At 43.5% G+C, this 23,057-nt stretch carries 25 protein-coding genes and 1 other RNA gene; 16 read left to right on the top strand and 10 right to left on the bottom strand.

Annotation, left to right across the window (positions count from 1 at the left end):
* Positions 1–141: 141 nt before the first annotated feature.
* Positions 142–837 (bottom strand): Crp/Fnr family transcriptional regulator, encoded by a 696-nt coding sequence (locus A8F94_RS03190; RefSeq protein WP_066195488.1) that lies wholly within the window; start codon positions 835–837, stop codon positions 142–144.
* A gap of 193 nt (positions 838–1,030) precedes the next feature.
* On the opposite strand from A8F94_RS03190, the gene A8F94_RS03185 reads away from it, so the two are divergent.
* From A8F94_RS03185 to A8F94_RS25610, 9 genes are all read left to right on the top strand, one after another.
* Entirely contained in the window at positions 1,031–3,319 is a 2,289-nt protein-coding gene (locus A8F94_RS03185; RefSeq protein WP_066195484.1) for a DEAD/DEAH box helicase, read from the top strand.
* A gap of 4 nt (positions 3,320–3,323) precedes the next feature.
* The gene (locus A8F94_RS03180; RefSeq protein ID WP_066195481.1) at positions 3,324–4,634 is read left to right on the top strand and encodes a ribonuclease H-like domain-containing protein; all 1,311 of its coding nucleotides are present in this window, start codon (positions 3,324–3,326) and stop codon (positions 4,632–4,634) included.
* Between the two features lie 575 nt (positions 4,635–5,209).
* Complete coding sequence (locus A8F94_RS26080) at positions 5,210–5,308, top strand: hypothetical protein (RefSeq protein WP_254660776.1); 99 nt, start codon at positions 5,210–5,212, stop codon at positions 5,306–5,308.
* Between the two features lie 74 nt (positions 5,309–5,382).
* Complete coding sequence (locus A8F94_RS03175; RefSeq protein ID WP_066195478.1) at positions 5,383–5,604, top strand: CotD family spore coat protein; 222 nt, start codon at positions 5,383–5,385, stop codon at positions 5,602–5,604.
* 94 nt (positions 5,605–5,698) lie between these two features.
* Complete coding sequence (locus tag A8F94_RS03170; RefSeq protein WP_066195475.1) at positions 5,699–6,256, top strand: DUF1273 domain-containing protein; 558 nt, start codon at positions 5,699–5,701, stop codon at positions 6,254–6,256.
* A 105-nt stretch (positions 6,257–6,361) separates the two neighbouring features.
* Positions 6,362–6,673, top strand: coding sequence for a cell division regulator GpsB (gpsB, locus tag A8F94_RS03165; protein ID WP_066197220.1), 312 nt, complete (start codon positions 6,362–6,364; stop codon positions 6,671–6,673).
* An 84-nt stretch (positions 6,674–6,757) separates the two neighbouring features.
* Positions 6,758–7,139, top strand: an RNA gene (gene rnpB / locus A8F94_RS03160) — RNase P RNA component class B.
* A 261-nt stretch (positions 7,140–7,400) separates the two neighbouring features.
* Positions 7,401–8,561, top strand: a complete 1,161-nt coding sequence (locus A8F94_RS03155; protein WP_066195472.1) for a THUMP domain-containing class I SAM-dependent RNA methyltransferase — start codon at positions 7,401–7,403, stop codon at positions 8,559–8,561.
* 133 nt (positions 8,562–8,694) lie between these two features.
* Entirely contained in the window at positions 8,695–8,859 is a 165-nt protein-coding gene (locus tag A8F94_RS25610; RefSeq protein ID WP_175384346.1) for a hypothetical protein, read from the top strand.
* A 54-nt stretch (positions 8,860–8,913) separates the two neighbouring features.
* On the opposite strand, the gene A8F94_RS03150 is transcribed toward A8F94_RS25610, so the two are convergent.
* The 5 genes from A8F94_RS03150 to A8F94_RS03130 all read right to left on the bottom strand — a co-directional run bounded on the left by A8F94_RS03150 (position 8,914) and on the right by A8F94_RS03130 (position 11,787).
* Positions 8,914–9,213: a metal-sulfur cluster assembly factor gene (locus A8F94_RS03150; protein WP_066195469.1), complete on the bottom strand. Its 300-nt coding sequence runs from the start codon at positions 9,211–9,213 to the stop codon at positions 8,914–8,916.
* 14 nt (positions 9,214–9,227) lie between these two features.
* Positions 9,228–10,472: a hypothetical protein gene (locus A8F94_RS03145; RefSeq protein ID WP_066195463.1), complete on the bottom strand. Its 1,245-nt coding sequence runs from the start codon at positions 10,470–10,472 to the stop codon at positions 9,228–9,230.
* Positions 10,473–10,637: 165 nt separating this feature from the next.
* The gene (locus A8F94_RS03140) at positions 10,638–10,844 is read right to left on the bottom strand and encodes a DUF2249 domain-containing protein (RefSeq protein ID WP_066195461.1); all 207 of its coding nucleotides are present in this window, start codon (positions 10,842–10,844) and stop codon (positions 10,638–10,640) included.
* Positions 10,841–11,083, bottom strand: coding sequence for a DUF2249 domain-containing protein (locus tag A8F94_RS03135; RefSeq protein ID WP_066195458.1), 243 nt, complete (start codon positions 11,081–11,083; stop codon positions 10,841–10,843). Before A8F94_RS03135 ends, A8F94_RS03140 begins: the two co-directional genes overlap by 4 nt.
* A gap of 14 nt (positions 11,084–11,097) precedes the next feature.
* The gene (locus A8F94_RS03130) at positions 11,098–11,787 is read right to left on the bottom strand and encodes a Crp/Fnr family transcriptional regulator (protein WP_066197219.1); all 690 of its coding nucleotides are present in this window, start codon (positions 11,785–11,787) and stop codon (positions 11,098–11,100) included.
* A gap of 1,272 nt (positions 11,788–13,059) precedes the next feature.
* On the opposite strand from A8F94_RS03130, the gene A8F94_RS03125 reads away from it, so the two are divergent.
* The 3 genes from A8F94_RS03125 to A8F94_RS03115 all read left to right on the top strand — a co-directional run bounded on the left by A8F94_RS03125 (position 13,060) and on the right by A8F94_RS03115 (position 15,828).
* Complete coding sequence (locus tag A8F94_RS03125; protein WP_066195455.1) at positions 13,060–13,293, top strand: DUF2249 domain-containing protein; 234 nt, start codon at positions 13,060–13,062, stop codon at positions 13,291–13,293.
* A gap of 102 nt (positions 13,294–13,395) precedes the next feature.
* Entirely contained in the window at positions 13,396–14,901 is a 1,506-nt protein-coding gene (locus A8F94_RS03120) for a carboxypeptidase M32 (protein ID WP_302621285.1), read from the top strand.
* A 9-nt stretch (positions 14,902–14,910) separates the two neighbouring features.
* Positions 14,911–15,828 (top strand): DMT family transporter, encoded by a 918-nt coding sequence (locus A8F94_RS03115; RefSeq protein WP_066195453.1) that lies wholly within the window; start codon positions 14,911–14,913, stop codon positions 15,826–15,828.
* Positions 15,829–15,868: 40 nt separating this feature from the next.
* Here A8F94_RS03115 and A8F94_RS03110 read toward each other — a convergent pair whose 3' ends face one another.
* From A8F94_RS03110 to A8F94_RS03100, 3 genes are read right to left on the bottom strand one after another with little or no spacing between them, the layout of a single operon-like run.
* Positions 15,869–17,536: a b(o/a)3-type cytochrome-c oxidase subunit 1 gene (locus A8F94_RS03110; protein ID WP_066195450.1), complete on the bottom strand. Its 1,668-nt coding sequence runs from the start codon at positions 17,534–17,536 to the stop codon at positions 15,869–15,871.
* A complete protein-coding gene (locus tag A8F94_RS03105; RefSeq protein ID WP_066195448.1) occupies positions 17,536–18,012 on the bottom strand; it encodes a cytochrome c oxidase subunit II in 477 nt (158 codons plus the stop codon). Before A8F94_RS03105 ends, A8F94_RS03110 begins: the two co-directional genes overlap by 1 nt.
* Before the next feature lie 21 nt (positions 18,013–18,033).
* Complete coding sequence (locus tag A8F94_RS03100; RefSeq protein WP_066195446.1) at positions 18,034–18,195, bottom strand: cytochrome c oxidase subunit 2A; 162 nt, start codon at positions 18,193–18,195, stop codon at positions 18,034–18,036.
* A 742-nt stretch (positions 18,196–18,937) separates the two neighbouring features.
* Here A8F94_RS03100 and A8F94_RS03095 point away from each other — a divergent pair.
* The gene (locus A8F94_RS03095) at positions 18,938–19,711 is read left to right on the top strand and encodes an SDR family NAD(P)-dependent oxidoreductase (RefSeq protein ID WP_066195442.1); all 774 of its coding nucleotides are present in this window, start codon (positions 18,938–18,940) and stop codon (positions 19,709–19,711) included.
* 148 nt (positions 19,712–19,859) lie between these two features.
* Here A8F94_RS03095 and A8F94_RS03090 read toward each other — a convergent pair whose 3' ends face one another.
* Positions 19,860–20,105, bottom strand: a complete 246-nt coding sequence (locus tag A8F94_RS03090; protein WP_066195437.1) for a hypothetical protein — start codon at positions 20,103–20,105, stop codon at positions 19,860–19,862.
* A 268-nt stretch (positions 20,106–20,373) separates the two neighbouring features.
* Here A8F94_RS03090 and A8F94_RS03085 point away from each other — a divergent pair, with 268 nt between their 5' ends.
* The 3 genes from A8F94_RS03085 to A8F94_RS03075 all read left to right on the top strand — a co-directional run bounded on the left by A8F94_RS03085 (position 20,374) and on the right by A8F94_RS03075 (position 23,054).
* Positions 20,374–21,081 (top strand): DUF421 domain-containing protein, encoded by a 708-nt coding sequence (locus A8F94_RS03085; RefSeq protein WP_077247532.1) that lies wholly within the window; start codon positions 20,374–20,376, stop codon positions 21,079–21,081.
* 321 nt (positions 21,082–21,402) lie between these two features.
* Positions 21,403–22,485, top strand: coding sequence for a type III polyketide synthase (locus tag A8F94_RS03080; protein WP_066195436.1), 1,083 nt, complete (start codon positions 21,403–21,405; stop codon positions 22,483–22,485).
* Positions 22,482–23,054, top strand: coding sequence for an isoprenylcysteine carboxyl methyltransferase family protein (locus tag A8F94_RS03075; protein ID WP_066195433.1), 573 nt, complete (start codon positions 22,482–22,484; stop codon positions 23,052–23,054). The genes A8F94_RS03080 and A8F94_RS03075 overlap by 4 nt, the downstream gene beginning before the upstream one ends.
* The last annotated feature ends 3 nt before the right edge of the window (positions 23,055–23,057 follow it).

The raw sequence follows: 23,057 nt of genomic DNA, 5'->3' as shown, positions 1-23,057 counted from the left end.
GAGGACATTTCACCCTTCCAAGAGAGTCAAAATGTCCATGAACCCCTATTTGGTAGACATTTCAACCTTCCAGGAATGCGAAAATGTCCTTGAACAGATTGGCTCGGAAACAATTTATGGTTCTGAGCAGTCAAATGACCGTTACTGTAATATCTGCTCCATAAGTTCGTTTGGATTGAACTTCATATTTCCATGGCTGTCTACTTCAATTAGCCCATCTTTCCTCATTTTTGTCAGTGTCCTGCTGACAGTTTCTCTTGTTGTACCGATCATATTCCCCAAGTCTTTATTGGTAAATTCGCCTTTTAGAAGAATTCGCCCGTCACGTACTTCAGTTCCATGTCGTTGCCCGAGCCGGACGAGCAGTTTGATGATTTGTTCGTTTGTATTATTCAGGATTTGTTCCTCGAGCCTGTTCTGAAGGTCGACAATCCTTTCACCGAGCACGCGGAAAAGTTTAATACACAATTCAGGATTGTACATTAGAACGCTTTCAAATCTGGCAATGGGAACAACGACCAAGGTAGCAGGCTCAATTGCCTCGGAATAGGCTGGGTAATCTCCTTTCCGGAAAAAGCCGACATGTGGAAACATCTCGCCCCTTTGAAGGATATTCACGATTTGCTCCTTGCCGTTTGCATCGGATTTGTAAATTTTTATTTTTCCTTTAAAGACGAAGTAAACATTTTCAAGCGGGTCGCCCTGCATGAAAATATGAGATCCTTTCTTGTATTCCCTTGCAATTGCAATTTCAGCTATTTTATCTATTTCATACCTCTCCAACTCCCGGAATATTGGAAACCAGGAAAGCACGGTCCTTATCTCTTCAGCAAGCACTATACACACTCCTAATCGTTAATGTCTACTTGTATTGTATCAAAACATTTGAATTCAGTAAGAAATTGTTCCGTGGCAATATCTTGACAATATCCTGGAATTATTTTCATTACATTTCATCTGCACGAAAAGAGATGTTTTTCTTTTTTAACGAACGTCTATTCGCTACAATAGAGAATAGGGGGTGATGTACATGAAATTGAGAAAAAACCTTCAGGAGATGCTGGAACGGATTAGGCTTGATGGACAATTCAAGAATAATATCGTTCATTGGCATACAATTGATGAAAAACCGGCCAGGACTGAACCAATGCCGGATGGACTAAATCCTTTATTAAAAACAGCTCTTCAGCAAAGAGGAGTTTCTGAATTATATACCCATCAAAAAAGCGCTTTTGAAACAGTTATGTCAGGCCAAAGTATAACGGCTGTCACACCAACTGCTTCCGGCAAAACTCTTTGCTATAACCTGCCTGTTCTTCAGACAATTTTAAATGACAGCAGTTCAAGGGCACTCTATATGTTTCCAACCAAAGCGCTCGCCCAGGATCAGAAAAGTGAAATAAACGAATTGATCCAGGAAGCCGGACTGGATATCAACAGCTATACGTATGATGGAGATACACCGGCCAATATTAGGCAAAGAGTCCGGAAAGCAGGGCACGTTGTTATCACGAATCCGGATATGCTGCATAGTGCAATCTTGCCGCACCATACAAAATGGGTTAGCTTATTTGAAAATTTAAAGTTTGTGGTCATTGATGAGCTGCATACATATAGGGGTGTGTTTGGAAGCCATGTTGCAAATGTTATTCGCAGGCTTAAGCGGATTTGCAGCTATTATGGAAGTAATCCTGTATTTATTTGTACATCCGCAACCATTGCGAATCCGCTCGAGCTTGCCGAGTCTCTGACTGAAACAAACATGGTTTTGGTCGACAATAATGGAGCTCCAACAGGAAAGAAGCATTTTGTTTTTTATAATCCGCCTGTTATCAATAAACCTTTGAACTTAAGGAGAAGTGCAACACTTGAAGTGAGGAGAATTGCGGGAGAACTGCTTCGCAATAAAATCCAGACGATTGTTTTTGCCAGGAGTCGGGTAAGGGTTGAAATTATCCTGACATATCTTCAAGAACTTGTTAAAAATCAGCTTGGGCCAAAGTCAATTATGGGTTACCGGGGCGGTTATTTGCCCGCCGAACGCCGCCAGATTGAAAAAGGACTTCGCAATGGGGATATATATGGGGTTGTGAGCACGAACGCACTTGAGCTCGGTGTGGATATCGGCCAGCTTCAGGTGTGCATTATGACCGGTTACCCGGGAACGATTTCAAGTGCATGGCAGCAGGCAGGGCGTGCTGGCAGAAGACATGGTGAAGCACTTGTCATCATGGTGGCCAGTTCAAGTCCCCTTGATCAATATGTGATCCAGAACCCAGAATATTTTTTCAATAAAAGTCCTGAAACAGCAAGAATCAATCCTGATAACTTAATTATCCTTATTGACCATCTAAAGTGCGCCGCCTATGAGCTTCCGTTTAAAAAAGGCGAACAGTTTGGAAAGCTCGAAACAGAGGAACTGCTTGAGTATTTGGTGGAAGAGCGTGTACTTTACCAAAACGGCGATAAATGGTACTGGATGAATGATTCCTTCCCTGCCCATAACATTAGTTTAAGGTCTGCTTCACAGGAAAATGTCATCATTATCGACCAATCCAATATCGCCAATGTTAAGGTAATCGGTGAAATGGATACATTTTCGGCAATGACATTGCTGCATGACGAGGCCATCTACCTCCATCAAGGAATACAGTATCAGGTTGAAAAACTTGATTGGGACGAAAAGAAGGCGTTTGTCAGAGAAGTTGATGTGGACTACTATACAGATGCGAATCTAGCGGTTCAATTGAAGGTTCTTGAGGTTGACAAGCTTGCTGAGCGAAATGGAGTGGAAATTGGCTATGGCGATGTAAGCGTCAGGGCTATGGCCACCATTTTCAAAAAAATTAAATTTGAATCACATGACAATATCGGCTCTGGCCCGATTTTCCTTCCTGAAATGGAGCTGCACACGAGCTCTGCCTGGGTATCGCTAGAAGATAACCTTGACGAGCTCAAACATGACCGCCTCGAACAAGGATTGATTGGTGCAGCCCATGCACTATCCCATATTGCGCCCTTATTCGTGATGGCAGACCCGCAGGATATTCATGTCGTTCCACAAGTTAAAGCAGACCACAATGAGAAGCCGACGATATTCTTTTATGATAGTTACCCCGGTGGAGTGGGATTGAGTGACAAGCTATATGCTGGAATGGAAACGGTCCTTGAAGAAGCGTCTGCAATGATTGACAGATGCCCATGTGAAGAGGGCTGTCCATCATGTATTGGAATGGACGCAACTTCGATAACTGCAAAGAAGGATGCTTTAAAAATAACTAAACATTTCCTGGCGGCTGCCAGGAGCGCACGGTCGTGATTATATGTCTCTGAAAAATAAATTGAATAGGTTGAAGCCCCATCTTTCAGCAAGCCATAAGAGTAGTGGTCATGAAACAGGTGAGCACCTTAACCAAAGACCAAAAGGAGAATGGGATGATAAGACCCGCCTTCAGGAAGTAACCGCAGAGATTCGTTACTGGGAGGAATGGAAAAAGGCTGGTGTAAAGGCCTTCCATTTCGACGGTAATTATTGTTTGGTTCGGGAAGTTTTTTATCCGCTTCACCACCAACATGGGCGATATCAATTCAGCGATTTCCATGAAGCTGTCTCGTTATGGGAGGAAACCGGCATTGACCACCCTCTTTCCGCAAAGGGCCATTCCGCCGAGGAGCTATTCTTTTTTGATACGGAAACAACCGGGCTTGGCGGGGGAACAGGCAATACCATCTTTCTTCTAGGACAGGCAAGGATTTCTGAAAAACATCTCCATTTAAAACAGCATATCCTTCCTCATCCAGGTGCTGAGGTTCCGCTTTATCAAAGTTTCCTTGAAAGTGTCGATTATAGGACACTTGTTACGTATAATGGAAAGTCATTTGACTGGCCACAGGTGAAGACGAGGCATACGCTTGTCCGCGAGCATGTACCAAAGCTTCCGGAGTTTGGCCATTTTGATCTGTATCATGCGGCAAGAAGACTATGGAAGCATAAGCTTGAACGGATGAAGCTTTCAATGGTCGAAAAAGATGTTCTTGGCGTGGAGAGGGAAGATGACATTCCAGGATTTTTGGCACCGATGATTTATTTTGATTTTGTCGAGACAGGCAGGCCAGACGGGATGCTCGGCATTATGAAGCACAATGAAATCGACATATTATCCCTGGTTACTCTTTATACACATCTTACGTTCCAGCTATGCGGCAGGGATAGGGACCGGACACGCCAGGAATCATTGGAGGTAGGGCAATGGTTTTCGGCGGTCGGAAACCATTCTGAAGCCTCAAAAACATACTCTGAACTTATCGATGGCAATGACCAGCAAGCGGCAATTGCCAGGCTGAGGCTCGCTTATTCATGCAAAAAGGAAAAGCAGTGGGCTGAAGCACTGGACCTTTTCAAAGCCGCATCCGAATCGCCAAGTAATGAAATTTCTCTAGAGGCTAGTATCGAATCTGCAAAAATCCTGGAACACCGTTTCAGGGACTATCGCAGCGCATATCATTATACAGATTTGGCTTTCGGGAAATGTGAAGGAGAAAAAGTTCGCGGGGTTAGTTGTACACTTCGTAAAACTGATATTTTGTCGAGGCTAGCAAGACTTCAAAAGAAGCTTGGGTCAGATAAGCAATAAGAGGTGGTTTTAAGGGACTGGATTATAAGCAGAAGCCGGTCTCAATAAGAATCGGACTGTTGCGTAACGGAATCCATAAGCGGAAAATTTCCTGTTAATGTATATAGTTGTAGCATTAGAAGCGGGTATAGGCGGAGATATTCCGGTTAAATACTCTAAATAAGACGAAATCCAAAGATTTGAATAAAATAAACGGAAAAACTCCCTTTATTTTATAGGAAATATGGGTATTTCCCAATATAGCCGGAATTTTTCCGCTTATTATTCATTCGCATTGAAATCAATCAAAATGCACTGTATTTTGGCGGGGTACACTGGCTATTGTACCCCGCATTTTCCTATACAAATTGCATTGCAAATTCATCCTTTAATCATTTTGCATTACTTTTTTAACGTTTGCGATAGTGAATGGGAACCCGGTAATTGTGGCGGTTTTTTTTTGTCACAAAGTGTTCATATTTTAATGATAAAATTCATTATTTCCTAGTTGTTAATAGTAGTAAAACCTATTAAAATGGGGACTTGGGTGTAATTATTTTTCGACAAATATCTTCAATAGCGGAGCGGATGTATTCATGTATAAAGCGGTCTTTTTTCTGTTCTTCCTAATTGTTTTTCTAACGGCATTCGTTTTTACAAATATGAAGAATAGTTTCTACACATTTTTATTTTAAAGTAGGCAATTCTCCTATTCATTTTTCGCTTATTTGGCATAGGCTACTACAGCCATTCTGAAAGGAGCATGCCTATGTTTGGAAGACCAATGATGCCGGGAGCCGGATTTCAAATGGTTCCAGTCCGTGTGCAGCACGTATACTCCACTGTTGTGATCCCTCATATCCACCCTGCACATACAGTAACGGTTAACCATCAAAGAATTATTCATAAGCATTATTTCCCGCATACAAATTCAACGGTCAATCACCTTACACATTCAAATCCAGCCGGTCCGGGACTAATGCCTTACTAATCCAAAATGACTCAATAAGGGCGATACTGGCCCTTTTTGTGTTTTTATTCCTGTTCAATGGTAATATGATAGAAAGAGAACAGCATCGGGGGCGATTCCGACGTATAAAGTCATTGCTATTTCAGGCTATAAGCCATTTGAATTGGGAATATTTCAGAAGGACCATCCGTCTGCTGCGTTTATAAAAGCAGCCTTTAAAAAAGAAATTCTTCCCTTGGCTGAGACTGGCCTTGAATGGATTTTAATTAGCGGCCAGCTGGGTGCAGAGCTTTGGGCAGCAGAAACGGTTTTTGAGCTGCAGGAGGATTTCCCGGAGCTTAAACTTGCTGTCATTACCCCCTTTTTAGAACAGGAAGAGAAGTGGAATGAAAAGAACAAAGAATGGTATGAATCCATTTTGATTAGCGCGGATTTTGTGGATTCGGTGACGAAGAAGAAATATGAAAATCCAGCCCAGTTCAAGCTGAAAAACCAATTTTTCATCCATAAAAGCGACGCGCTCCTGCTTTTATATGATCCCGAAAAAGAGGGCAGCCCCAGGTTTCTTTATGAAATGGCACAGCAGGTTGACGGATACCCAGTCACGCTCATTACGTTCTATGACCTCCAACAGATTGTAGAAGAAGAACAGTTGAAAAAATACGAATTTTAAACAAAGCCACGAGGTGGATTACGCTCAGAAAAAGGTACATTGACAAAAGTGTCTATTTTTGAAAAAATAATAGGTAATGATTGGCTTACTGTAGAGGTGAAAACGATGCTATCGGATAAAATTAAATTAACCGCAAAAGATATCCTTGAACAGGAATTTAAAACAGCAATGCGCGGTTATAAGCAAGAGGATGTTGATAAGTACCTTGATTTAATCATTAAGGACTATGAAACATTCCATCAGGAAATTGAGGAACTCCAGCAGGAAAACCTCCGTCTGAAAAAACAGCTTGAAGAGGCGACACGACGGTCGGCCCAGCAGCCTCCTCCACAGCCTGCCGGAACGACAAATTTCGACATCCTGAAGCGCCTTTCCAATTTGGAAAAGCATGTGTTCGGCAATAAGCTGTATGAGTAACTGGCAGGAAATCCCGCTTCTTCCTGCAAAATCCATTGATTTGGCGGCGGGATATACATATAATAGAGAGTGTTCATGAGATTAGCGTTCGGGTAATCGCTGCAGCTTTGCTGTAGAGGAAAGTCCATGCTCGCACAGGCTGAGATGCCTGTAGGGTTCGTGCCTGGCGAAAAAATAAGCCAGGGCAGCTCATTTTGGGCTGACGGCCGGGAAAATGCCTAAGTCCTTTTGGATATGGCATGACTACCTGTAAAAGTGCCACAGTGACGGAGCCTTGCTGGAAACAGGAAGGGTGGAACGAGGTAAACCCCACGAGCGAGAAACCCAAACTATGGTAGGGGAACTTTCTCCGCGGAATTCAACGCAGGAGAAGGACAGGCAATACAGCCTGGAGATAGATGATTACCACCGGAGTACGAGACAATAGTCGCTTGCAGTACAATGGTACAGAACATGGCTTACAGAACGCTATTTCAGGAAAAATGAACAGTATAATCTTATAAATCAGGGCCTTCCCTTTGGGGGAGGCTTTTTGTATGTTGACTAATAGAAGAATTGGACATTTCCTCCCGTTTATGTAATTCTGTTAACATGTATGAATAGAGCCTTGGAAATGATGGGGCTAATGAAAGTGCTTTAGCACATGATAAGGTAGATGGCGGTGTTTGGTAAGGGGAGTGGCACCGGCCGAATTTTATATAAAGTACATATAGGTAAGGTGGAAATAATGAGTAAATATGAATTAATTGCAACGGCGGCAATGGGGCTTGAATCCCTTGTGGCGAAGGAAGTCAAGGACCTCGGCTATGAGGGAAAAACCGAAAACGGCAGGGTGACTTTCGTTGGTGATGAGCTTGCGATTGCCAGAGCCAATCTTTGGCTAAGGACGGCTGACCGTGTAAAAATAAAAGTCGGAGAGTTTAAGGCCTATACGTTTGATGAACTGTTTGAAAAAACAAAGGCACTTCCGTGGGATAAATTTTTGCCTGAGGATGCCGAGTTTCCCGTCAGCGGGAAGTCAGTCAAGTCGAAATTATTCTCAGTATCCGATTGCCAGGCGATTGTGAAAAAGGCAATTGTAGAAAAGATGAAAATGCGCTACAAAAAGGTTTCCCGTTTTGAAGAGACAGGGGCCTTGTTCAAGATTGAGGTTTCTTTGCTGAAGGACGTAGCAACAATCAGCCTGGATACAAGTGGGGCTGGACTGCATAAACGCGGATACAGGACAGAGCAGGGGGAAGCGCCGCTAAAAGAAACATTGGCAGCTGCACTCATTATGCTGACAAATTGGTATCCAGATAAGCCATTCATTGACCCGTTCTGCGGGTCGGGTACTATTCCGATTGAAGCGGCTTTGATCGGCCAGAACATAGCGCCTGGATTCAATAGGGAATTCGTTTCCGAACAATGGACCTGGATTGGTGAGGATATTTGGGAGAAGGCCAGGGCTGAAGCGGACGATCTTGCAAAATATGATCAGGTCCTTGATATTCAAGGCTCAGACATTGACCACCGTATGGTCAAAATCGCACAAAGCAATGCGTTTGAAGCAGGGCTGGGTGATATGATTTCCTTCAAACAGATGCAGGTCCGCGATTTGACGTCCGATAAGGAGTATGGAGTGATCGTAGGAAACCCGCCATATGGTGAACGGCTCGGAGACCGGCCTGGCGTCGAGCAGATGTACAAGGAAATGGGCCAAGCATTTGAAAAGCTGGATACGTGGAGCAAATATATTTTAACGTCGCATGAGGGCTTCGAAAAATTCTACGGAAAGCCGGCAACGAAAAAACGCAAGCTTTTCAATGGATTCATCCGCACTGACTTTTATCAATATTGGGGGCCAAGACCGCCAAGGAAACAAGCCGGCATAGTTGATAGTAACTAGTTAAAGTGATCCCAACACTGAATCAATTCGTGTCACTCAGCAACTAAGCTTTAGAATTTAAAAATCCCCGGTATAATTCCTTTAACCCCGGAATAGGATAGAACATGTTACCTTTTTTCGGGAGGAATGAAAATTGAACCAGGGACCAAACTTTGCAAAGATTGCCGAAGCTATTTCAAAGAGCATGGAAATGGCCAGACAGGATACAATGCTTAAAGAACAATCGTTCCTTTTGCTAAAGGAAGCGGAACAAAATTGGAAACGAGCCCTGTCGGCGAGGAAGCTTGCGAAATTATAACCCAAAAACTGGGAGCAGCAAATAATGGCTGCTTCCGGTTTTTTTGTTTTTCAATTATCCCCTCAATTGCTTGATTGCATCGGGTGACATCAGCACGGGCGACCAGGCCGGCTGCCAGACAAGGTTGACATGAACAGTCCGAATATCAGGAAGTGACTCAATCCTATGTTTAACACCGCTTGTAATGCTATCATGAAGCGGGCAGCCAGGTGTTGTCAATGTCATCGTAATTTCAGCATCCGATTCGTTGACAAGTTGAATGTCATATATTAGTCCAAGGTCGACAACATTAATATTCAATTCGGGATCGTAAACTCTCTTCAGTTCCGTGCGGATTTTTTCAACTGTATTCATAGAGGACCACTCCTTTATTTTTTCAAAACCAGAACGATTGTTATGCTAATAATCACAAGCACGATTGACACAGTGGCCTGCCCAATAAGAAAGGCTGCAGCAGATTGAAACAGGATTGAAAAAAACACGACTATCGAGGCCAAAGCCAGGACAATAAACAGTGGCAATGCAGCTTTGTCATTGACCATATCCTTTAAAGCCGGCACAGTGGTTTTACCAATTTCTTGGCTATATTTATGTGTCCACCAAAGGAATGGAACGATTTTATAAAGATAGCCGAGAATGCTATAGGCGATCCAAAGCATGATATAGAGATAGACAAGCGGCCCAATTGTAATGGACAGGCTCCCTGCTGCGAAAGAAACAAGGGCTGCCAGATGGATAATCATTCCAAACAATATACCTAACAATGCAAACATGAAAGGCTTATCAAGTTTTTTCTTAATTCTTTTACCAACAATTTGGAGTATATGCCAGGCAAACATTAAAAAACCAATTGCCAACAATCCCAGGCCAAGGCCCAACAGGATAACATTATCAGTCCAGAAGCTGGCAGTCGTAACGACAACACCTGTAACATAAACTGCATATACCCAGACAGCCATTTTCATCCCATAGCCATGGGCAAGCGAAAACATCGGAACCATTTTGTATGAAAAACCAAAAATCAGCAATGAGAACCAGCCGGCTGTTCCGAGCAAAATATGGCTTTTGAATATTGGGTTATAAACACTTCCACCGGATCCCGTTTTCATCGTCCAGACCATGGAAATGCCTAATAGGATGGTAGCAAACAGGCAGAAGAGTGCTGTCCCGACAAAAAGGGTCAGGATAGTTGGTTTTGCCTGTTTTTTTAACGTCATTGCCATTTGCAGCAAAAACATGAGGATGCCAAGGAGCATCAGCACACCAGGCAGGAACGCGTTGCCAGGGCTTATATAAAGCATAATTGAAAAAAGTGTTATACCTGCTGCCGTAACGGCAAATTGGACGAAACCGAATCTTTCGCTCCAAATCGGAGTGAGAAACGCAACAGGCACCAGCTGGTACATGGCTCCCATAGCAGTCATAAGCGCCCATCCAAGCAATAAGAGATGAGCCGCCGACCAGATGGCCGGAATCCGGAATATTCCTTCGGACACCATATCCCCATTCACAATCAACAATAGTTGGGAGGCTGCAAGGCAAACAAGCGCGATCAGGATGAACGCAAACGGCAGCTTGATATTCGTTTCATTGCCTGAAGTTTGTTGAATCAATTTGAATCACACCTTTTATCCCGTATTAACGGGCTGTAAGACCCCAACCTCAAGGCTGGGGAATCGATGAAGCGTAGGTGGGGGATAACAGCCCGTAAAAACCCGATTGGTTGAACTAACAATCAGTGGGAGGATGAAGAACCCCCCACTGATTGAAGTTTCTCTTTATCGAAAAATCTCAATTTTGAAGCTGCCGTCTTCCTGTTCTTCTGTATGCTGCTGGTATCCGAGTTCCTGCAGCTGCTCATACAAAAACATCGGACGGCGGTCATTGATGATGGTCAGTTTTTCAGAATCACCAAGCTTCTCAAGCGCTGCCAGAGTGCGCATCATAGGTTGTGGCGGTTCGAGGCCCCGGTTATCGAGAATCATGAATGGATACCTCTCTTAGTAAATGTTACCTTCCAATGTTTCTTCTCCAGCTCCTCGAGTTCATGAGTAAACCCTTTCGCCTTCATGACTGCAAACAGGGGAACGGGCTTAAACGGCGCATGAAGGATGAAGCAATCATTTTCCTCCAGCTCCTTTATTGCCTCCATAATTTTCTGAAACGGTTCAATTTTGTTTTTTAAATCTTCCCGTACATCCAATTCAATTACTCTATTTTCCATCCTTATCTCTCCTATTAAAAAAGTTCTCCTTGCAATTCATCTGTGTTGATGATGTAGAAGCCGGACGAATCCTGGCCAATGTACTTTTTCTTTTTTAAGTGATTCACAGTCCGGGAAACTGTCTCTCTGGAAGTTCCAATCATATTGGCCAGCTCGCGGTTTGTGAACTGTGTTGTCAATCTATGGAGGTCTCCCTGTTCGACGCCGTTAGACTTAGTCAGCCTAAGCAAAAGAAGGATAATTTGCTCATAAGTGTTATGAAGAATCTGTGCTTCGAGCCTTGCCTGAAGATCGACAATCTTTTCGCCAAGTACTCTAAAAAGCTTGATGCTTAGCTCCGGATAGGCAATCAGTACTTTTTCAAATTCATTGATTGGAATAACGACCAATTGAGCTTCTTCAATGATTTCTGCATGAGCGGGGTAATTTCCTTTTCTAAAAAAACCTGCATGCGGGAACATTTCACCTGCTTCCAGTACGGAAATAATTTGTTCCTTGCCGGTAGAATCTGTTTTATAGATTTTGACCTTCCCGGAATGGATGAAGAACACTCGATCAAGCGGATCTTCTTGCATGAATACATACATCTTGTTTTTATAAGTGCGGGCCTGAGCAATTTTAACAAGTTCCTCCAATTCGCAAAAATTCAATTCCTTGAAAATGGGAACCTCAGAAAGCCGCTTAATGATGTCAGTCCGTTTCATCGGCATCACCTTTTACCCTGTATATTTGTTGTTAACTAAAGTTTAGCAGGGATGAAAACCCAGTAATGTGATGTTCATCACGTTGTTTCCAATTAAATTGCCATTGTGTGAAAAATCACAGGCAGGACATGAACTGCACCACTTATAACAGTTTTGTGAACAGGTACAATTCCATTTGTAAACAGAAAAGAAAGGAAGGATGGTACATGGAATGACAGAGAGGACACAAACTTCCTAAAGTCCTGGGCGCTGGCGGATTATCCATCTTTGAGTAGGTGGCATTTTTGAAGTATTCGCAGATGTTATCATTGGTTTTCTAATCGTTCAAATGAGCCTTTTCAGGATAGCATGAGGCCGGTTTGGATCCAGGGAAGCAGCGGTGCGTTGTTCCGGGCGATACAAGTTTCATTCGGGGTGATATATGTATCGTTCAGGGCGATAAAACGTTAGAACAGGGTGATAAAATTTTTTTGAAACTTAGAAATCTCACTTACTTGGTAGGCGGATGCCACCTTCTTGTAAATAGGAATAAACTGGTTTACTAAAACTCACTATTTATTACTATATATGTTGAACTTAAAAAAATCTTTTTGGCAGTCCTGTTGATTGGAGGGAAGGCGCGAAGCTCGTTCGAAAATGCAAAAAGCGCATTTTCTCCTGCGATGCTTTTTCAAGGAAGCTTATTCAACGTCCTGCGGGAGCAGCGTGACAGGTGAGACCCCACAAACGCCAAGGGCGGCGAGGAGAAAGAAATGCGGAGCCGCAGCTAGACAGGCTCATCGCACGCCCCGCGGAAAGCGAAGCGCCTCGTGACAGGCAAAGAACGCCTCGCGACAGACAAAAAACGTCTGTCTCTGCGATGTTTATTCACGGAAGCTTTCCTTTGTGTCCCTGCAATGAAAATTCTAAGAAGCTTCCCTTTGTGGAACGGAAATCAACAGACCTATTTAGAAAATATTAATTTCAATCTATATAGTTAAACAATTTGGATAGCAAATTTTTACTAGTAGTACTCACAGGCTCACTAGGTAACCATCAAAATAAACTAGTAGTACTCCGAGTAGTACTAAAGGGACTTATCCTGGAAGTAACACTTAATTACTAGCTGAAGGGAATAGATAGTCACTCATCACCAGTAGCACTCAGAGACTCATTAGATAGTAGGAAGCAAACTAGTAATACCCAGAAACCTTTTAAAGTAACCAGACAAACTGTTAGCCCTCAAAGATTCATCTAGTTTCGCCTAAGAAACCTTAACAGGAGTGATTTTTAATGCAAACATATGCAGCCGTCGTAAATGTTCCTGATTTCCCGCCACGCGAAAAACATCCAACCATTTTTAACACATTTGATCGCTTGAATCATGGAGAGAAGATGCAAATCATCAATGATCATGATCCACGTCTGCTCCTTTACCAATTCATGATGGAGCGCCCAGAACAATTTGAATGGCAATATCTTGAGGAAGGACCTGAAACCTGGAAGGTCTCTATCCTGCGAAAATAACATTGAAACCCCCGAGTGCAATTGCTCGGGGGTTTTCGTGTTGTTCGCTATAATAGTTTTGGAAAAGTATGATAAAATGGGCAAAAGAAGGGGGAATCCAAGTTGGAACATAAAGCACTAGAACAAGAATTTTTGGAATACATAAAGAAAATGACTGCCTATAAAGAGGCGCTGGGATTGATCTACTGGGATTTACGGACAGGCGCACCGAGGGCTGGTCATGACCAGCGCGCAGAAGTAATTGGCATGTTGTCTGCGGAAGTATTCGCTATGTCTGTTTCCGAACAGATGGCTGGATACATAGACAGATTGTCAGGTGCGGAAGTCAGTGAAATCACAGCAGCGTCTCTTAAAGAATGTAAAAAGACATATGACCTGAATAAGAAAATTCCCGAGGCGGAGTACCGGGAATACGTTGTCCTTCAATCAAAGGCAGAATCAATCTGGGAGGAAGCGAAGGCGGCGTCGGACTTTTCGATGTTCATTCCATACCTTGAAAAACTTGTTGAGACAACGAAGAGATTCATCGGTTATTGGGGCTACGAAGGTAATAAATACAATACGCTGCTTGACCAATATGAGCCTGGGGTGACTGTCGAGGTCCTCGACGATGTTTTTGCGAGGCTCCGTGATAAAATCGTTCCCCTTGTCAAAAAAATCGCTGATACAGCGAATAAACCTGAGACAAAATTCCTTTTTCACCACTTTCCAAAGGAGGCCCAGAAAGCCTTCAGCCTCGAGGCTCTCAAGCAGATTGGCTATAACTTTAATGCCGGCAGGCTTGACGAAACGGTTCACCCATTTGCAACGGGCCTAAACCCGGGTGATGTCCGAGTCACAACCAATTATGTCGAAAACGACTTCAGGGTCGCTGTGTTCGGCACTATCCATGAAGGCGGCCATGCCATCTATGAGCAAAATATTTCAAAAGAGCTGATTGGAACTCCGTTATGTGACGGAACCTCCATGGGCATCCATGAGTCACAGTCGCTTTTTTATGAAAACTTCGTCGGACGCAGCCTTGGTTTTTGGAAAAACAATTACAGCCTTCTAAAGCAATATGCCGAGGGGCAGTTTGACGATGTTAGTGTTGAGAGCTTTTACAAGGCGATTAATGAATCAAAGCCTTCCTTGATTCGAATTGAAGCGGATGAACTGACATATCCTCTGCATGTCATCATTCGATATGAAATTGAAAAGGCCCTGTTCAATGATGAAATACAGCCAGCCGAGCTTCCGGAGGTCTGGAACAGGAAATATGAGGAGTATCTTGGTATCCGCCCTGAAAATGACGCAAAAGGAGTTCTGCAGGATGTCCATTGGGCCGGAGGATCGTTCGGCTACTTCCCATCTTATGCGCTCGGATATATGTATGCAGCCCAATTTATGGACACGCTGAAAGCTGAGATGCCTAACTTCGATACGATGCTGGAGGAAGGGAACCTTCTGCCAATCAAGGAATGGTTCACGAAAAACGTCCATCAATTCGGAAAAATGAAGCAGCCTCTTGAAATCCTTCAGGACGTAACCGGGGAAGGGCTGAATCCGGACTACTTAGTCAAGTATTTATATGAAAAATATGGAAATCTGTACGAGCTTGCGGAATAAGGTGAGGTAATGTTTTTTAAAAACAAACTGCCCCTGATTCTTATTGCCCTTGGCGCTGGGCTATGGGGCGCCATCGTGATTTTCGTACGGGGGCTTGCCGAGCTCGGTTTAAGTTCAATGGAAATTGTCACGATAAGGGTGGCAATGGCTGCCATCCTTCTTGCGGCGATTGGCTTGCTCCGCTATCGCAAAGAGCTTACCATTCGCGTCAAGGATAGCTGGATGTTCATCGGAACAGGAATACTCAGTATAGTATTCTTTAATTGGTGTTACTTTACATCGCTGAACAATATGGACGTTTCAATTGCTGTTATCCTTTTATATACTGCACCGATTTTCGTATCAATCCTTTCCTATTTCATTTTTAAGGAAAAGTTTACTTTAATGAAAATGCTCGCCTTGGCCGGGACGTTCCTTGGAGTTATTTTTGTGTCAGGCAATAGCACTGGAAGCCATACTGACATTGGGATTGTGGGGTTGTTAATTGGAATAGGAGCGGGTTTTGGTTATGCGTTGTACAGCATTTTTGGGAAAATAGCCTTACGAACATACACAACCTTTACTGTTACGCTTTACACATTTTTGGCTGCATCCGTGTTCCTTGTCCCATACACACGAATTTGGGAGAAGGCCTCCCAGCTTTTAAAACCGGAGGTACTCGGTTACGGGCTTGGACTTGCTTTGTTCCCAACTGTACTGGCGTATTTTCTTTATACGAAAGGACTTGAAAAAACGGACAGCTCGCTCGCATCGATTATCGCAACGGTCGAGCCGATTGTTGCCACACTGCTTGGCGTTTTCATGTTTGCAGAAAGCACAAGCATCATGCAGCTAATAGGGTCAGTCGTTATCCTGCTTTCGGTGTCGGTTGCAAATATGGAAGGCAATCCGTTCAGACGCATAAGAAAAGGGTTCCAGTCGCAATGACCGGAGCCCTTTAATGTTTTGCACAAGCATACTATAAAGCTTACTTCCATTTCTCCCATGTTTCATAACCCTTCGAGCCTTCAGGAGCTTGTTCGATAATATCCATTAGCGGAATCGTATACGCGAACAAAATTAGGACAGCGGTAATGCCAAGCCATACTCTCCAATTTTCAAAAAGTGCAGGAGCCTTTTCGTTTGGATCGCCTGCTTCAGCCACAGGGAATTCCTCTTCACCCTTCGGAGCGAAGAACGCAAGGTTTACGAAAATAATTAACACAAGGATGATTCCAATGAATAGGATTGAGCCGCCAATTGCCTGGGCAACCTGGTAGGGTATCCATTCGGCAGCCTGAGCTGAACCGCCATAATCGGAAAACGCTGAGCGCCTTGGTGCACCGAGAAGTCCAGCGGCATGCATTGCCCCTGACATGAAGGTCATACCAACTACCCATACCCATGCCTGGATGAGTGCAAGTTTATTCATTGATTTCGTCAGCTTCCTGCCTGTCAGGTGAGGGACAAGCCAGTACGAAATCCCGAAGAACGTCAGGATAACCGTTGTTGCAAGCGTCAGGTGAAAGTGCCCTGTAACCCAGATTGTATTATGGACAACCTGATTCATCTGATGGGAAGCATTGATAATGCCGCCCGCACCAGCTGGAATGAAAGCAGCCATGCCGATGAAAGGAACTGTAAATCTTGCATCACCCCAGGGCAATGTCCTGAACCATCCGAACAGGCCGGTCGCCCCTTTTGCACGGCCAGTTTTTTCAAATGTAGCAAACATTGAGAATGCCGTCATCAAGGATGGGATAATAACCATAAAAGTAAGAATGACCTGAATAAACTTCCAGGTAGGATCTATCCCTGGTTCAGTCAACTGGTGGTGGAAGCCGACCGGGATCGAGAAAATCAAAAACAGCAGGAATGACAACCGTGCAAGTGAATCTGAAAAGATTTTCCCGCCGATGATTTTTGGAATGATTGCATACCATGCCATGTAGGCAGGAAGCAGCCAAAAGTAGACAAGCGGGTGGCCAAAATACCAGAACAATGTACGGCTGATCAGTACATCTACCGTATCAACAATTCCTAAAGACCAAGGCAGAAGCTGGAACAGAACAGTTGCAGCGACACCGATTGTAGCAACAATCCAGAGGACGGTATTGACTACTACCATGAACGTAAGCAGCGGCCCAGTCTTGCCGGGATTATTTCGTTTCCATCTGACATACGCCATAATATTGGACGCTCCGCAAATCCAGCTTCCGACGACAACGAGAGTCAGCCCGCCATAGAAAATTGGATGTGCCATAAGCGGTGCATAAAAAGTAAAAAGGACGGTTGCTTCTTTTAATAAGATCATCACAGCTGCCATGATTGTACCGACTGTCATCGTCCAAAAGCCAATCCAGCCAGTTAGGCGGGCTTTATGTGTGAGCGTGCCTGCCGTCCGGCTTACTGCGGCAGTCTGGAAGCCCATGATGAAAAACGTAGTCAAAACAAGGCCAAGCAGTACACCATGAACGGTAAGGACCTGATAGTAATCAATTCCCCATGGAAGCTTGAATTCACCCGAACGGACCAGAACCTGCAGTAACCCCATCAGCCCGCCGAGAGCCAGCGCGGTAAAAGCAACATAAAAGTGGGCCATCGATAGCTTGGCGTCACGAGGGTCGACTTTTGTTTGTACGTTATTTTCCTGCATTATTCAGTCACCTCGATTGTTGAATACATTAAATGGTGCCCGCTGCCGCAATATTCGTTGCAGACAATCAGGAACTCCCCGGTCTTATCAAATGTTGTGACGAACTCGCTGACATAGCCGGGTTCAAGCATCATGTTGATGTTTGTTCCGGCAACCTCAAAGCCATGAATAACATCTGTAGTCGTGGCGATGACCTTTACTTTCGCACCAAGCGGTACTTCTACTTTCATAGGATTATAGGAAAAGGCGGATGCGATATAGACAAGTTCGTAGTCCCATTCTTTGCCTTCAACCTTATTCAGGCCGGGCTTTGTGAACGGATCGGTTGTTGCGACTTCCTTTACATTAATCGTATGGATCGCGCTTGGGGGCTGGTGTCCCATATGGAAGGCGCTTACCCCGACGGTAGTCAGGAAGATGGCCAAAATTGAAATGCCAAAAATGAGCCAAAGTTTCTCAGATTTATGGATATGCATGAAAAATTTCCCCTCTCTTTCTTAAAAGCGGTCCAGGAATAAGAAGTAAACGCCTAACCAGGAAACGATAATAAACAAACCTAATAAAAAAACCGAAACCAGTGTTCCTTTCAAAGGCTGTTCAGTGTCCGCAGTTTTGTGTTTTACCTTCCTGGCGGTTTTTGCTAATTCTGTCTTTGCCATCCCCTTGCACTCCCTTCTAAATAGTAAAAAAAGTCAATAAGTTCTCCTTCATCATACAAAACTCTGAAAAAAGTAAAATATGGTTTTCTAAAGTTCACAAAGTATTCATATCTTGGTTTTAACTGTGGCAATAGTGAAAACCTTTCATATCAGTGATTTAAATCACGTTTTAAAAAATGGAAATGTGTCTAAAAATTGAACAGCAAATTACAACTATGTGAACTTTGACGATATCGAGTGACATTTCTAACAGTAAGGAAGCAAATTTTATAGGTGCCTACCCTTTTTATTCACCTCTTAGTCCGAATAAAAATAAGATGTAATAACACCATTTTGAAGCATCGAAAGTGGGGAAGGATGATGGAAAAATATTATTGCAAAAAATGCCGTCTCCTCTATAGTACAGTGACCACCTGCAAAATTTGCGGAGAGCAGGCAGTGAACAGAATCTGGATAGAGGTCCAGAAGCATAAGAAGAATTCCTAGGAGCACCGTCATATACACGGTGCTTTTTCTTCGTTTTTTCAGGAAATAATAGGCCCGCCTGTTCACAGAGATTGTTATTTTCAACGAATTATTAATGGCTCAATTCCTTTAAAATTCGTCCTGATATTTGCTGAATTGGCTCGGCTGGCTGCATTACACGGACTATCAATAAAAGGGAATTGAAAAATCCCCCACTAATTAAATTTTCACATTATAATGAAATAGAAACAGAGATACATAGGAAGGGTGAAGTTGCGTGTATTTACCATCATTTCGGCTTGACGGGAAAAGAGCAATTGTAACAGGAGCGGGAAGAGGGATCGGCAGGGCTCTCGCATCGGCGCTGGCAGAAGCTGGCGCTGACGTGGCAATTCTGTCCAGGACCGCAGCTGATCTGGAAGAAACTGCACAACTCATACATAAGCAGGGCAGAAATGCGCTAGTTATTCCGGGAGATGTGACCAAAAGGGAATCAGTTGTACAGGCGGTCCGCACTGTGAAGGAAGAATGGGGCGGCGTCGACATCCTTATCAATAACGCGGGCATGAACATTCGTTCAAAGGCTTTGGATGTAACAGACGATGAGTGGGAAACCATCATGAATACCAACCTGAAATCAGCGTTTATGTTTGCCCAAGAGACCGGGCGTGTCATGAAGGAGCAGGGCACAGGCGGCAGGATTATCTCCATTACCTCGGTTGGCGGACATGTTGCACTTCGGACAGGTGTTGTATATGCTGCTACAAAAGCGGCGATCATTCAAATGACAAAGGTGCTGGCTCTTGAATGGGGACAGTACAATATCAATGTTAACGCCATCGGGCCATGGTACTTTAAAACGCCATTGACGGAAAAGCTGCTCGCCGATCCGGACTATGTACAGGATATCCTTGACGTTACTCCACTGAAGAGAGTCGGTGAACTGCCTGAGCTGGCTGGCCCAACTATTTTCCTGGCCTCAGATGCAGGCAGCTATGTTCATGGCCAAACGTTATTTGTTGACGGCGGGATGACGATACAGGGTTTTTAAGCGATTTTAAATTGGACATGCTAAGTGAAGGTTTCCTGAAAGCATAAGGAAACCTTTACTATTTTTTATAAACAGAAAAAAGGCTTCCAAAAAGAGTTGTCATTCAACCTTTTGGGACAGCCTTTAAAATTTTCCGGTGAAAGTGTATTTAAAATCTCTCATCGATCTCGATATCGATATTACTTTCTTCAAATTCGAATTCGCGGATACGCTCTTCGAATTCCCGTCTCCTAAATTCAAATTCGCGCCTCCGAATTTCGAATTCCCGTCTTCTGTCCTCAAATTCCTGCCGTATATCTTCGAATTCCCGCCTTCTATCTTCGAAATCACGGCGCCTGTCCTCAAGGTCGCGACGTCTTCTCTCACGTTCAAATTCGCCTTCAAAATGAGACATATCAACACCTCCTTTAAAAGATCATGCGAAAAGGGTTTCCCGGTACATTGAGTTGAGGGACTAGATTACAACGATTACAAAGCTTCCAGGAAATATCTTTCTCTATGTATATATAGTTTTTAAGAAAAACATTGCTTGGACAAGTATCATAGCGTTGAGGTGAAAATCATAAAAAGTGTGAGGTTTTCCTTGTTTAACCAAGTGATTGTTTAGGCAGGCATGTATCGTCCAATACTAAAGATAAATCTTGGTTAAAGGGGTCACAAATGTGGAAACAATTTACCGAGCATTCCTGGTTTTCATGGTAGGATATTTGTTTTTAAGGATGACTGGTAAAAAAGCGGTCGCACAAATGCATTCTTTTGATTTATTGTATATTCTTGTACTTACTAATATTATTAGTACCCCGATCGAGGTTAACCATTTGGGAAAAGCGATTGTCTATTCGGGATTAACAGTGATCATCTATAAAATTTTTATAAAATTATCATTACAGAATAAATTAAGATGGCTCTTTTATGACAGCCCTACCGTCTTAATACAAAACGGGGATATTCATAGAAAAGGTTTACAAAAGGTGCATATGCCTCTGAATGAATTATTAGCCCACTTGAGAATAAAAGGGTATACAAATATTCAAACGATTGCCCTGGCAGTAATGGAGGAAACAGGAAGTATCAGCGTGATTCCTAAATCAAGTTATCGCCCAGTACAACCAAATGATTTAAATTTGGATGTGTCGAAAGAATTTATCCCCATTCCCCTGATTATGGACGGCCAAATTGTTTACCATAATTTAAACTATCTTCGTTTAGAACAACGGTGGCTAATGGACGAGCTCCAAAAGAGGGGAGAAAAAGTGGAAAACATTATTTTGGCTGCTTTTTTAGGAGATGGGAGATTGCATATTGATAATAATAATAGTAAAGATCATCAAAACAATCCTTTTTACTACAAGCCTGGGCGGGAAAAGTAAAATGGTAAATGGAAAAGTTTTTGTAATGAACAAAATGGGAAGACGGTTTATACTAAAAATGCACAACAACATACCTTCAAAACGTTTGCTTCCCCATCCCCGGGGAAGCATTTTTTCATACATAAGGATGCTGGTATAGTTTTTGCATTTATAGGGAATAGGCTTATATTCACCCGAAATAAATTACGGGGGGCAAGGTTAAGGGGAACTGGTAATTGTCATTTATAAGTGGCATAGTTTTTCTATTGCGTCAGGGAAGTATACATATATCCTTTCCTATTAGCCAAAAATACCCTTACCGCCCCTTAAGGAGAATGATATATGCCAGCAATCCTATCAGTAGCCGAGGCCATGCCACCATTCAAAGTTGAGCAGGAGACAGCAACCGAGTTTGCACGTGAAATGTTCTCTGAATCGTTTAAGGACATTGAGCGATTATTGAAGGCTTTTCAGAATGGTCAAATTGAAAGCAGGCGGTTTGCCAAAGGTATCGACTGGTTCAAGGAGGACCGCACGTTCGAGGAGCGGAACGATGCCTTTATTGAATCAGCGGTGGAGCTGGGAAGCGAAGCGATTGCCCGCTGTCTGGACAATTCCTCTTTTCTTAAAAGGCCAGTGGAATATAATGAAATTGAGGCGATCTTTTTTATAACGTCAACCGGGCTTGCAACCCCGAGCATAGAAGCGCGAATTATGAACAAACTGCCTTTTTCGCCTCATACAAAAAGAATCCCGATTTGGGGACTTGGATGCGCGGGCGGTGCTGCGGGACTGTCGAGGGCATATGAATATTGCCTTGCGTTTCCAAAATCAAAGATTCTCGTCCTAAGTGTCGAATTATGCAGCTTGACTTTTCAAAAAAATGACCGTACCAAAAGCAATCTGATCGGCACCTCTCTTTTTGCTGACGGGGTCAGCTGCGCGTTAATATGTGGAGATGAGGTTACGGATTTAAACAATGGAACTATTCCGGAAATCCTGGCTACCCATTCGACTCTCATGCCAGATTCATTAGATGTGATGGGCTGGGATATTAAAAACGAAGGGCTATATGTTATTTTTTCACGTGACATTCCAACAATCATTGAGGGCTGGCTTAAGCCGAATGTTACAAAGTTTTTGGATGGCCAGGGAGTAAGTCTGGAGGACTTAAATCATTTCATCGCCCATCCCGGCGGCAAAAAAGTCCTTGATGCATATGTTGCTTCATTAGGGCTAGACGCGTCAATGACGGAAATTTCGGCAGATGTCCTCCGGAAATATGGAAATATGTCATCAGCCACTATCCTCTATGTATTAAGAAGGCATATGGAATTGCAGCCAAAGGCAGGTGAGCTAGGACTTGCAGCCGCCCTTGGGCCGGGCTTTAGTTCTGAGCTTCTTTTGGTGAGGTGGAAAGAATGACGCTTTTTCTTGTCGTTATAGGAATCGTCATTGCCCAGCGTCTCCTTGAACTGACTGTCGCGCGACGGAATGAAAAGTGGATGAAGGAAAAAGGGGCGATTGAATTTGGCCAGGGCCACTATCCATGGATGGTAATGATGCATAGTGCATTTTTCCTTTCGCTAATAGCCGAAGTGTTAGTTTTTAAGAGGGAGCTGTCACCGCTTTGGCCGTTGTTCTTAGTCGTGTTTCTTTTAGCCCAGGCTGGCAGGATTTGGGCGCTTACTTCCCTAGGGAGGTATTGGAATACGAAAATTATCGTCCTTCCTGGGGCTGACGTTGTTCAAAAAGGGCCTTATCGGTTTATCCGCCACCCAAATTATGTGATTGTTGCGCTTGAGTTATTGACCTTGCCGCTCATCTTTCAGGCATATTATACGGCATTCGTATTTTCGGCATTAAACTTTATGATGATGCTAGTCAGGATTCCAGCGGAGGAAGAAGCTTTAAGGAAGCTGACTGAGTATGAACAGGCGAAGGGAGACATGAGCCGATTCGTGCCGAAAATGTTAAAGAAGTTTGACAATTAGCCT

The sequence above is a fragment of the Bacillus sp. FJAT-27225 genome, assembly GCF_001685025.1.
Taxonomy (GTDB): domain Bacteria; phylum Bacillota; class Bacilli; order Bacillales; family Cytobacillaceae; genus Bacillus_D.
This window is presented reverse-complemented; position numbering and strand designations above follow the sequence as displayed.

Bases quoted from the DNA above. Each gene is read 5' to 3' on its own strand.
- A8F94_RS26080 (WP_254660776.1), top strand. From the start codon at position 5,210: ATGTATAAAGCGGTCTTTTTTCTGTTCTTCCTAATTGTTTTTCTAACG.
- A8F94_RS03075 (WP_066195433.1), top strand. From the start codon at position 22,482: ATGACGCTTTTTCTTGTCGTTATAGGAATCGTCATTGCCCAGCGTCTC.
- A8F94_RS03185 (WP_066195484.1), top strand. From the start codon at position 1,031: ATGAAATTGAGAAAAAACCTTCAGGAGATGCTGGAACGGATTAGGCTT.
- A8F94_RS03100 (WP_066195446.1), bottom strand. From the start codon at position 18,195: ATGGCAAAGACAGAATTAGCAAAAACCGCCAGGAAGGTAAAACACAAA.
- A8F94_RS03115 (WP_066195453.1), top strand. From the start codon at position 14,911: ATGTTTTTTAAAAACAAACTGCCCCTGATTCTTATTGCCCTTGGCGCT.
- A8F94_RS03080 (WP_066195436.1), top strand. From the start codon at position 21,403: ATGCCAGCAATCCTATCAGTAGCCGAGGCCATGCCACCATTCAAAGTT.
- A8F94_RS03105 (WP_066195448.1), bottom strand. From the start codon at position 18,012: ATGCATATCCATAAATCTGAGAAACTTTGGCTCATTTTTGGCATTTCA.
- A8F94_RS03135 (WP_066195458.1), bottom strand. From the start codon at position 11,083: ATGGAAAATAGAGTAATTGAATTGGATGTACGGGAAGATTTAAAAAAC.
- A8F94_RS03125 (WP_066195455.1), top strand. From the start codon at position 13,060: ATGCAAACATATGCAGCCGTCGTAAATGTTCCTGATTTCCCGCCACGC.
- A8F94_RS03090 (WP_066195437.1), bottom strand. From the start codon at position 20,105: ATGTCTCATTTTGAAGGCGAATTTGAACGTGAGAGAAGACGTCGCGAC.
- A8F94_RS03130 (WP_066197219.1), bottom strand. From the start codon at position 11,787: ATGAAACGGACTGACATCATTAAGCGGCTTTCTGAGGTTCCCATTTTC.
- A8F94_RS03175 (WP_066195478.1), top strand. From the start codon at position 5,383: ATGTTTGGAAGACCAATGATGCCGGGAGCCGGATTTCAAATGGTTCCA.
- A8F94_RS03110 (WP_066195450.1), bottom strand. From the start codon at position 17,536: ATGCAGGAAAATAACGTACAAACAAAAGTCGACCCTCGTGACGCCAAG.
- A8F94_RS03155 (WP_066195472.1), top strand. From the start codon at position 7,401: ATGAGTAAATATGAATTAATTGCAACGGCGGCAATGGGGCTTGAATCC.
- A8F94_RS03180 (WP_066195481.1), top strand. From the start codon at position 3,324: ATGTCTCTGAAAAATAAATTGAATAGGTTGAAGCCCCATCTTTCAGCA.
- gpsB (WP_066197220.1), top strand. From the start codon at position 6,362: ATGCTATCGGATAAAATTAAATTAACCGCAAAAGATATCCTTGAACAG.
- A8F94_RS03150 (WP_066195469.1), bottom strand. From the start codon at position 9,213: ATGAATACAGTTGAAAAAATCCGCACGGAACTGAAGAGAGTTTACGAT.
- A8F94_RS03140 (WP_066195461.1), bottom strand. From the start codon at position 10,844: ATGATTCTCGATAACCGGGGCCTCGAACCGCCACAACCTATGATGCGC.